Source organism: Sphingomonas sp. TDK1, from assembly GCF_001650735.1.
Lineage (GTDB): Bacteria > Pseudomonadota > Alphaproteobacteria > Sphingomonadales > Sphingomonadaceae > Sphingomonas.
This window is the reverse complement of sequence record NZ_LXVY01000045.1, coordinates 129,235-139,461: the sequence shown is the minus strand read 5'-3', so window position 1 is coordinate 139,461 and position 10,227 is coordinate 129,235. Positions and strand designations below refer to the sequence as shown.

The 10,227-nt window shown below is 66.0% G+C and carries 6 protein-coding genes; 2 read left to right on the top strand and 4 right to left on the bottom strand.

From position 1 onward, the window contains the following. Positions 1-18 precede the first annotated feature (18 nt). The 4 genes from A7X12_RS22275 to A7X12_RS22260 form a co-directional block, all read right to left on the bottom strand. Positions 19-957 (bottom strand): DUF808 domain-containing protein, encoded by a 939-nt coding sequence (locus A7X12_RS22275; protein ID WP_064313641.1) that lies wholly within the window; start codon positions 955-957, stop codon positions 19-21. A gap of 74 nt (positions 958-1,031) precedes the next feature. After that, positions 1,032-3,686 carry a glycoside hydrolase family 3 C-terminal domain-containing protein gene (locus A7X12_RS22270; protein WP_064313640.1) on the bottom strand — a complete coding sequence of 885 codons (2,655 nt, stop codon included), beginning with the start codon at positions 3,684-3,686 and terminating at the stop codon, positions 1,032-1,034. Between the two features lie 19 nt (positions 3,687-3,705). Then, positions 3,706-5,247, bottom strand: coding sequence for a tryptophan halogenase family protein (locus tag A7X12_RS22265; protein WP_064313655.1), 1,542 nt, complete (start codon positions 5,245-5,247; stop codon positions 3,706-3,708). Positions 5,248-5,316: 69 nt separating this feature from the next. After that, entirely contained in the window at positions 5,317-8,241 is a 2,925-nt protein-coding gene (locus A7X12_RS22260) for a TonB-dependent receptor (protein WP_443029317.1), read from the bottom strand. A 304-nt stretch (positions 8,242-8,545) separates the two neighbouring features. Between A7X12_RS22260 and A7X12_RS22255 the strand changes: the two genes are divergently transcribed. Both A7X12_RS22255 and A7X12_RS22250 read left to right on the top strand, forming a co-directional pair. Further along, complete coding sequence (locus tag A7X12_RS22255) at positions 8,546-9,223, top strand: SapC family protein (RefSeq protein ID WP_064313639.1); 678 nt, start codon at positions 8,546-8,548, stop codon at positions 9,221-9,223. Positions 9,224-9,229: 6 nt separating this feature from the next. Continuing rightward, complete coding sequence (locus tag A7X12_RS22250; RefSeq protein WP_064313638.1) at positions 9,230-10,222, top strand: cupin-like domain-containing protein; 993 nt, start codon at positions 9,230-9,232, stop codon at positions 10,220-10,222. The last annotated feature ends 5 nt before the right edge of the window (positions 10,223-10,227 follow it).

Genomic DNA, 10,227 nt, shown 5'->3' with positions numbered 1-10,227 from the left:
GGTGAATGTCGATCCGCGCTAGTGCACTTTGCGCGGAATCAGGTGGAGCAAGCCCGCGATCACCCCGCCCACGACCAGCCCAGCCACGGCAGAACCCAGCGCATAGACCAGCCATTCGACCACACTGCCCAGCGCGCCGGTGGCGGCCCCGGCCGCTTCGGACCAGCCATGCAACGCATGCGGCAGGGTACCGAACCCGAATTCCTCCAGCCCGTGCAGCAGGATTCCCCCGCCGACCCACGCCATCGCACCGACACCGATATGCGAGAGTGCGGTGAGCAGAACCGGCATCGCCTTGACCAGTCCTCGCCCGAACCCGGCAACCGCGCCCTGCCCGCCGCCGCGACTGAGATGCAGGCCGATATCGTCCATCTTCACGATCAGCGCGACGACACCGTAGACGCCGATGGTGATCGCGAACGCCACCAGCACCAGTGCGCCGGCCCGCGTCACGAACGCCATGTCGGCGGGCAGCTGCGCCAGCGCAATGACCATGATCTCGGCCGAAAGGATGAGGTCGGTGCGGATCGCGCCGAGCACCTGGCGCTTCTCCAGCGCCTTGGCGTCCGTGATCGCAGCCACTTGGTCGGCGGCATGCTCGCCGAGCAGCGCCTCAAGGATCTTCTCGGCCGCCTCGAAGCAGAGATAGGTGCCGCCGAGCATCAGGATCGGCGTCAGCGCCCAGGGCGCGAAGGCGCTGAGCAGCAGCGCGAGCGGCAGGATCACCACCAGCTTGTTCGCGATCGAACCCAGCGCGATCTTGCCGATGATCGGCAGCTCTCGGTCCGGCGTGAGACCCACGACATAGCGGGGCGTGACCGCCGTGTCGTCGATCACCACGCCCGCCGCCTTGGCGCCAGCCTTCCCCGCCGCCCCGGCGACGTCGTCCAGGGACGCTGCCGCCAGTTTTGCCAACGCCGCGATATCGTCCAGCAGCGCAACCAGGCCACCCGCCATCAAATCCCCCTCATCGTTGCCCCGGCGCTAGCCGAGATGAAGCGGAAATGCACGCGGATGGCACAGGCTCCACCTTATTGCGGCAGATCGACCGGCTTCTCGATCTTGAACTCCACCGAAGCGCCCGCCGCGCCGCTGCCCGGCTGGCCGCCGCCGACGGTGGCGCGGTAGGTGCCCGCCAGCACCCGGTGCTGCCCATCCACCGTCACCGTGCTCAGATCGCGCAGCGACAAGGTGAACCGCAGCTTCCGCGCTTCGCCCGGCTTGAGCGACACGCGCTGGAAACCGCGCAGCGCCACCTTGGGCGCACCGGGATCCTCGGGAAAGTTGAGATAGAGCTGCGCCACCTCGTCGCCGGCACGGGCGCCGGTATTGCGCACCTCCGCGGTGACAGTCAGCCCGACTTCCGCCGAGTCCGGCGAGCGGCTTACGACCGGGGCGGCATAGGCGAAGCGGGTGTAGCTGAGCCCATGGCCGAACGGATAGACCGGCGTGCCGGCGAAGTAGCGGTAGGTGCGGCCCTTCATGCTGTAGTCGCCGAACGGCGGCAGATCGTCGACGCTCCGATAGAAAGTGAGCGGCAAGCGGCCCGAGGGGCTGGTCTTGCCGGACAGTACATTGGCGATGGCGGTGCCCCCCACCTCGCCCGGATACCAGGCTTCCAGAATGGCGGCGGCATGGTCCTTGGCCCAGCTCAGGTTGATCGGGCTGCCGTTCATTGCCACCACGACAAGCGGCTTGCCTGTCGCCCGGGCAGCCTCCAGCAGTGCCTGCTGGTCCGGCAGCAGGTCGAGACTGGTCTTGTCGCCTCCCTTGAATCCGGGAACCTGGACCGGCGATTCTTCGGCTTCCAGGTCCGAGGTGATGCCCACCACCGCCACCAGCACATCGGCCTTGGCCGCGGCTGCCTTCATAGCGGCGATCGGATCCGCACTGATCCGCTTCCAGACGAGATCGATGCCGGACAGCACATGCTCGTCGGTGCGCACCTCGATGGGGTAGCGCTGCCCCTTGACGAGCTGGACCTCGTGCATCGTCGGCAGGCTGCCCCAGCCGGCCTTGCTGAGATCGACAAAGGGCTTGCCGTCAAAGGTCATCGAACCGCCAAAGCCGGTCAGACCCAGGCGATAGGTGCCGGTTTCGGGTGCGACGAGGAAGCCGGTCCAGACGGTGCGGTGATGCTCGGAGACGGTCGGCAGATCGAGGCTGCGGGCAGAAACATCGGCCTCAACGCGCGTCACGACCGGGGCGTCCGCGAACTGCATCTTCGCGGTGATCTCGCGGAAGCTGCCGGGCGCGAAGCTCGCCGGGGGCGGCGTGACGGGGTTGTAATAGCGCGCGATCAGGCCGGGCTGGCCGTCCGGCGTGCGGAGCGCCACGCCGGGCACCCGGTCGCCATCGGTTACCGAAGCGCCGAACGGGGCATAGGTCACGTTCGCCGCAGGGAAGGCCTGGCGCAGACCCTCAACGACCGAAACCGGTGGGCCCGAAAGTGAGGAGGAGTAGTTGCCGCGCAGCACGCGCGTAGCGTCGCCCAGTGGGCCGATCACCGCGATACGGCTGCCGGGCTTGAGCGGAAGCAGGCCGTCATTCTTGAGCAGCACCAGGCTCTTCTCTGCGGCGTCGAGTGCGAGCGCGCGGTGTGCCGGCGCGCCGACGTCGCCGGGCTTGCCGGTTGCAACGCGAATACCCGGCAGGTCGCCATTGCGCAGGCGGGCGGAGAAGAGGCGCACCAGCGTGCGGTCGATCTCGGTCTGCGTAATCAGCCCCTTGGCCAGTGCATCGCGGTAGCGGTCGCCCAGCCCGGCGGTGTCGGTCAGCGTCGCGCCGTTGCACTCGTTGTCGACACCGGCCCGTAGCGCCGCCGCCACCGCCGCGGCGCCGTCGGGGGCATAATGATGGTTGTCGCTAATGTCCTTCACCGCATCACAATCGGAGACGACATAGCCCTTGAAGCCCCAGGCGCCGCGCAGATGGTCCTTGAGCAGTTCGTCGCTTGCGCAGGCAGGCTGGCCGTCGATGCGGTTATAGGCACACATCACCGACCCCGCCTTGCCCTCGACGATCGCGGCACGGAACGCCGGCAGATAGGTATCCTCGAGGTCGTGACGCGAGACGAAGACGTTCGCCGCATGCCGCGTCGATTCCGGGCCGCTGTGTACGGCGAAGTGCTTCGGCGTGGCGATCACGTTGGGCAGATCCGGGTTTGGCCCCTGCATGCCCTGGATGAAGGCGACTCCCAGTCGTGCGGCGAGATAGGGGTCCTCGCCGTACGTTTCCTGCCCCCGCCCCCAGCGCGGATCCCGGAAGATGTTGATGTTGGGCGACCAGGTGTCGAGCCCCGTGCCGATCCTGCCCATCCGCCCGGTCTCGCGGGCGAGCGCGTGCAGCCCCTGCACCTCGCCGCTGATCGCGGCGGCGACGTCATGCACCAGCGGGGCATCGAAGCTGGCGGCGAGCGCGATCGGCTCGGGAAAGTTGGTGGTCGGCAGCGTACCGAGCGCGCCGTGGAGCGACTCCGTCCACCAATTGTAGCGCGGGATATTGAGGCGCGGGATGGCTGGGGCGACGTTGAGCAGCTGACCGAACTTTTCCTCCGGAGTCAGCTGGGCAACGATAGCGGCTGCCTTGGTGTCGGCCTCCTGCCGCACGTCGGGAGCGCTCTGGGCGAAGGCGGGCAGCGGCGTGAGCGCGGCGGCCAGCAGCGCGGCGCGGATGGTGCGGTTCATGATGTTCTCCCCCAGGGCGTCAGACGGGCTGCAGCCCGTGTTCGTGAATTTTGCGGATCAGGTCGCGGTGGCGCGGCAGTCCCCCGCAAAGCTTTTCGGTCTGCGCGGCATTCTCGCGCATCGCCCGCTCGGCAAGGCGCTGGTCGCCCGAAAGCGCCTCGGCCTCCACCTCGCTGTGGAAGCCCATCCCGTACAGGACATATTGGTAGCTGGCGGGCGGGAAGACCTCTTCCACCCGGTCGAACTCGTCATGGAACCAGGGCGGCTGGTAGCGCCACAGGGTGAGCAGCTCCTGGAGTCGCTCTGGAATCGTCTCGGGCCGCAGATTGTCGCGCCAGAAGGCGGAATCTGTGCGCTTGGTCAGGACGTAATGGAGCTTGAGGAAGTCGATGATCCGGCCCCAGCGATAAAGCGTGGTGGCGTTGAAGCGCTTGGCGACGACGTCCATCACCTCGCGCACCGCCGGCATCTGCTCGGCGATCAGCTTGGCGGAAAGCTCGATCAGCACGATCGCCGAGGCTTCCAGCGGCTCGAGAAATCCCGCGGCGAGGCCGACCGCGACGACATTGTTCTTCCAGAAGATCTCGCGATGCCCCGAACGGATCGGGATGCGGCGGACGGGCACGTCCGCCCCGGCGGGGCCGAGATAGGCGCGCAACGTCGCCTCGGCCTGGTCGTCGCTCGTGTGGCGGGTGGAATAGACATAGCCGGTGCCGCGCCGGGTCGGCAGGCCGATGTCCCAGATCCAGCCCGCATCCTGCGCGGTCGACAGCGTGTGCGTGGCGATGGGCGCGTTTTCTTCCGAGTACGGAATCTGCGCGGCGAGCGCGGCGTCGCAGAACAGCACGTCGCCGCAGTCCTTGAAGCCCACCCCCATCGTTTCGCCGAGCAGGAGCGAACGGAAACCGGTGCAGTCGACGAACAGGTCGCCCTCGATCCGCCCGGCCTGCTCGGTGTCGATCGCTACGATGTCGCCATTCTCCGCCCGTTCGACCGCGCGGACATCGGCGAGCACGTGGCGCACGCCCAGCTTGGTGGTGCAGTGGCGCGTCAGGAAGGGCGCGAACTTGCCGGCGTCGAGGTGATAGGCATAGTTGGCCTGCCCGTCATATTCGGGCGTGGCGATGGTCTTGGGGGCGAGGCCCGCGTCGCAGATCCGGCCCTGCGGCGTGACCGTGTCGCAGAAGCTGCGGCCCTTCGAGTCCGTGATCCAGTGCGGCACCAGGCTCAGCTGGTGGAAGCCCTGGGGCAGCATCAGCGGGTGATAATAGGCATCGTCCTCGGCGCCGGTGGTCCAGCGGGCGAACAGCGCGCCCTGCTTGAACGCGGCATCGCATTCACGGAAGAAGTCTGTTTCGGAGACGCCGATCTTGGCGAGCGTCGTCCGCAGCGTCGGCCACGTCCCCTCACCCACCCCGATGATCGGCGTGTTGGGCGATTCGACCAGGGTAACGGTGAAGCCGCCGGGCATCCGCCCCTGGTGCCGGGCGGCGATCACGCCCGCAGTAAGCCAACCGGCGGTGCCGCCGCCGACGATGACGATGTTCCGAACCCGTTTCACGCGCGCCGACCCATGCAAAAAGAAGGGGATGCCGGACGATACCGGCATCCCCAGTCGTGGGAAGAGACTTCAGAAGCGATAGCGCACACCCGCCGTGAAGCGCCGGCCATAGGCGAACACGTCGAGTAGCTGGTTGGAGAAGCGGCCATGGGTGCTCTGCACCTCGTCGGTGATGTTGAGCGCTTCGCCGAAGATGTTGATCGCCTTGGTGATCTGGTAGCTGGCGCTCAGGTCGATCTGCAGGCTGGAGTTGACGAAGGTCGGCTCGGCACCGAACGATCCGGTATTCTGCGCCTGGCCGAACTGAAGCAGATATTTGTCGCGCCAGTTGGCCGCCGCGCGGAATTCGATACCGTTCTTGTCGTAGAAGCCGACGAAGTTGGCCGAATTGGCGAGACCGGTCACCGCGAAGCCGCTCTGGCTGATGTCGCTCGGATCATAGGGCCGGTTGGTTTCGACGAAGGTGGCGTTGGCGATGAAGCCGAAGCCGCTGTTGCCGAAGGTGTTCTGCCAGGCGAGCTCGACGCCCTTCACCGTCGCCTTGGGACCATTGACCCGCTGCGACACCGCGAACTGCGCCAGCGTTCCGGTCGACGGGTCGACCACGCCGTTGATGGACTGGCGCTGCACGCCTTGGACGATGAAGTTGCGCACATCCTTCAGGAAGAAGTTCACCGCGGCGTAGGAATTGCGCTGGTAATACCATTCGAGCGCGGCATCGAAATTGTCCGCGAGATAGGGCTGCAGCGTGGGATTGCCGCCGTCCGCGGTCAGCGCGCCGATGCGCTGGCCGACGCCGATATTAAGCGCCGGGGTCAGCAGGTTGAGCGTTGGCCGGGTCAGCGTGCGCGAGGCATCGAGGCGCAGGTGCAGCGCGTCGGTGAGCTCCAGCTTCAGATCCATCGACGGCAGCAGGTACGAATAGTTCGACTTGGTGGTGATCGCCTGCTGGTTGCCGAAATTGACCGTCAACAGCGTCGGATCGGTGGTGCTGGGGGTGATCGAAGTCGGCAGGCGACCGATGCCGGTGGACGTGACGTGAGTCACTTCCTCACGGACGCCGGCGTTGAAGAAGAACGGCATGCCGGCGATTTCGCTCTTGAAGTTTGCCGAGACATAAAGCGCCCAGGTTTGTTCGCCGATGTCGCGTGTGCTGCCGACATCGTCCGCAACCGCGAACTGGCCGTTGAACGCGTTGTTGCAGCAGCTGGTGTTGTAGCCCGGGATCGTCTTGGTCTGCGGGTTGCCGAGGCCGGTGAGATAAGCCTGATAGTCCGCCGCGCGGAAGTTGAGCAGCACCGGCGGCAGCGCGCCCGTATAGCCCGGCAGGAAATTGGTCGTGCTGACGGTGCCCTTGAACAGGCTTGCCGGCAGTGCGACGCCGCCATTGGTGCCCGAGGCAGGACCGTAGCCCGAATAGGCCTGCCAGAAATTATTGGCGAAGGTGTTCGCACTGCGAAATCTGAACTGGTCGTCCAGATAAGAACCGCCGAAGCGCAGCGTCAGGTCGTCCTGTTGCCACTTCAACCCGAACCGCGCCTGTTTGATCTCGTCGGTATTCTTGTTGGCGATATTGACGGTGACGTGGCTGCCGATCGCCGCCAGATCCGCCCAGCGGCTGCCCGTGCCGTTGACGCCGTAATCGTGGAGGACCGGAATTACGTCCTTGCTGTCGCCATTGACCGCGATGCCGATCGACGGACCGATGCCGAAGCCATAGCCGACGTCCGCGCCCTTGGAATTGATCCGCCCATCAGGGTTTAGCCAGCTCTTCGACCAGCTCCCATCGGCCTCCACCTGCAGATTTTCGGTCGCGTCCCATTTGACGTTGAGGCCCGTCTGGTTGGTGCGGCGGAGGTTGCTGTCGGTACCGGCCGTGAAGTCTGTCTGCGAACCCGCCTGGGTGAAGTCGGTGGTCGTCCCGTTCTTGTCGAGCTTGACGTTGCGCAGGCTGCCCTGGTTGAACCAGATGCCAAAGCCGAAATTATCGGTGTTGACGCGCTGTTCGGAATAATTGTCATCGAGCGTCAGCAGCACATTGTCCGCCGGCTTCCATTGCAGCGCGATCCGCCCGTCAACGCGCTCGTCGCGCGTATAGTTCTGGGTTGCACCGAACTGCTGCTCGAACCAGCCTACCACCGTCTGGCGGTTGCTTTCCTGCGCCCAAGCGGCCGATTTGTTGTCGCTGGTCGGGTTGCAGCTTGTCGCCGTGCTGCCCGCCAGCTGGCACGGCGCATAGCGACCACCCGGCCAGCCATGGACGAACACATTGTTCGTCTGGGTATCGTGCCGCGTATAGATCGCGTTGGCGAGGATGCCGAAGCTATCGTCGGCGAAGGTCTTGCTGATCAGCACGCCGCCGGTCGGCACCACCTTGCCGGCATCGTCCTGGATCGAGCCCGAGGCCGAGACCGCGAGGTGGAAGCCCGGCCGGTCGAACGGCTTGGGGTAGGACACGTTGATCGTCGCACCGATCGAGCTCGACGACAGCGACACGTCGGGCGTCTTGAGCACGGTCAGCCCGCCGACGAAGTCCGAACCGACCGTCGAAAAGTCGATCGAGCGACCGCCGGTCGCGGTCGAGAGACGACGGCCATCGACCAGCGTTTCATTGAAGTCGCCGCCGAAGCCGCGGACAGTCACCCCGTTCGGCTCGCCGCGCGGCCCGTCGCGCTGGATCGAGATGCCGGGCAGGCGCTGCAGCGAAGCCGCGACGTTGGAATCCGGGAACTTGCCGATGTCCTCGGACGAGATCTGCTCAATCACGCCCGATGCGTTGCGCTTTGCGTCGAGGTTGCGTTGCAGCGAGCCCCGAATACCGGTGACGATGATCTCTTCGTCCTGCGTCTGGCTGGTAGACGGCGCCGCATCCTGCGCGTGCGCCGGCGCTACGAAGCTCAGCGCCAACAGACTAGTTGCGCCCGCAAGTACATGCCGCGCAAGACGCGCGTGCCGCTGCGATGAACCCATTCCGACAAACTTCGGCATGTGCATACCCCCTCCGGATTTATTGTTGGGATCGATACAGATCCGCACGCACTACACCGCAGTGCAGCACAGTATAACTCTGGAGAGTAGGCACAAGCCTTCGCATCCGCACAGACAGCGGCACAACATCCTCCCCGATTCATTCTTCTTTGCGAATCTGTAGTGAACTGTAGCCGTTCGCGTTAGCGCTATCAACAGGTTTTTGTCGGCGTATTCTTTTGCTTTAGTCAGGGCATTGGCGCCCACGGCGCGAGCCGATATGCAGGGCACCTGGTCGCGCGGACAGCAGCGGCGATAGCGGGAGGATGCGATGACTCAGGACATGACGTTGCTCGATTCAGTGGAGCATCGCGATCTGCGCGTACGGGCGCCCGCCGGCCCCCTTCCCTATTTCGTCCCCGTCGTCGCCGCCGAATTTGCCGCCGCGGCCGCCGCCTGCCCGGTGCTGCTGACCAAGGATGCGGAGACCGGCCGATTCTATGCCGGCGCGATGCTCGGCTTCGAACCCGGCGAGTCGCTGGTCGAGTTGCGTGCGGGTGAAGGATTCTGGCCGCTCCATGTCGAGCGCCAGGGCTTCTTTATCGCAGGGGATTCGATCGCGATCGACCCGAGCGATTCCCGCTTCACCCCGCATGAGGGCGAAGCGCTGTTCGCCGAAGACGGTGCGCCCGCGCCCGCCTTGCGGGGCATCCAGCAGACGCTCGCCCAGCTCCACCACGGCGTAGAGGCGACCCAGGCTTTCGTCGACGCGCTGCTCGCCCACAAGCTGCTCGAGCCGATCAACGTGACGTTGCGCTTCGACGACGGCACCTCGCTGGACCTGGCCGGGCTCTACACCGTGAGCCTAGATGCGCTGCACGAGCTCGACGATGCTGCGGTGCTCACGCTCTTTCGTGCCGGGCACCTGCAACTCGCCTATGCGGTGGCGGGTTCGCTGCGACAGATCACCGTGCTCGCGGCGCGCCGCAATCGTCGTCTCGCGGCCTGATCGGCAATGCTGCGCGACATCGGTGCCGACATCGCACCCGCCGCCTTCGCGGAAGCACGTCGGGACTGCGTGCCGATGGTCCTGCGCGGTGTTGCTGCCGATCTCCCGATAACCCGGGTCGCCCAGGACGGCGCGAACCTGTCGGCCTATCTGTTGGGTTTCGACAGTGGCAGGACGGCACAGGCCTTTGTCGGGGATGCCGCGATCGGCGGACGCTATAACTATGGCGACCGAAGCGATGGGTTCAACTTCGCGCGCGAGACGCTCGGTCTGGCTGCGGTCCTGGAGCGCATCCTGCGCGCCGCTGCCGATGCCGGCGCGCCCAGCATCTATTGCGGCTCCCTGCCTGCCGAGGACCATCTGCCGGGCCTTGCCGAGGCCAATCGCATGCCGCTGGTCCCTGCGGGCGTGCTGCCGCGACTATGGATCGGCAATGCCTCGACGATCGCCTGCCATTACGACCGGTTCGACAATCTCGCCTGCGTGATCGCCGGGGAGCGGCGGTTCACCCTCTACCCGCCGGACACGATCGGCGACCTCTATGTCGGCCCGATCGACCATACCATGGCAGGGCAGCCGGTAAGCCTGGCCGCCGGCGCCGGGTCTGGCGATTCCCGCTATCCCCGCTTTGCCGCCGCGCAGGCGCGCGCGCTGTCCGTTACCCTGAGGGCGGGCGATGCCTTGTACCTGCCGAAGCTCTGGTGGCATCAGGTGGAAGCTACGGCCCCGTTCAACCTGCTGATGAATTATTGGTGGGACGACTTCGCAAGCAGCCCCGACTCCCCCTACACGGCACTGTTGCTGGCAATGACCACGCTGGCCGATCGGCCCGCGGCAGAGCGCACGGCGTGGCGGGCGTTCTTCGACCATTACGCCTTCCGCCCCGAGGGCCACCCGCTCGCGCATCTGCCGGCGGCGCAACACGGTATCCTTGGCGATTCGCGCGAGAACCGGGGCCGAATCCGCGCCTTCGTCATGCAACTGCTACGCGGCGGCTGAGCGCC

Excerpts from the sequence above, each read along its gene's own strand:
- A7X12_RS22275 (WP_064313641.1), bottom strand. The coding sequence starts at position 957 with ATGGCGGGTGGCCTGGTTGCGCTGCTGGACGATATCGCGGCGTTGGCA.
- A7X12_RS22270 (WP_064313640.1), bottom strand. The coding sequence starts at position 3,686 with ATGAACCGCACCATCCGCGCCGCGCTGCTGGCCGCCGCGCTCACGCCG.
- A7X12_RS22260 (WP_443029317.1), bottom strand. The coding sequence starts at position 8,241 with ATGCACATGCCGAAGTTTGTCGGAATGGGTTCATCGCAGCGGCACGCG.
- A7X12_RS22255 (WP_064313639.1), top strand. The coding sequence starts at position 8,546 with ATGACTCAGGACATGACGTTGCTCGATTCAGTGGAGCATCGCGATCTG.
- A7X12_RS22250 (WP_064313638.1), top strand. The coding sequence starts at position 9,230 with ATGCTGCGCGACATCGGTGCCGACATCGCACCCGCCGCCTTCGCGGAA.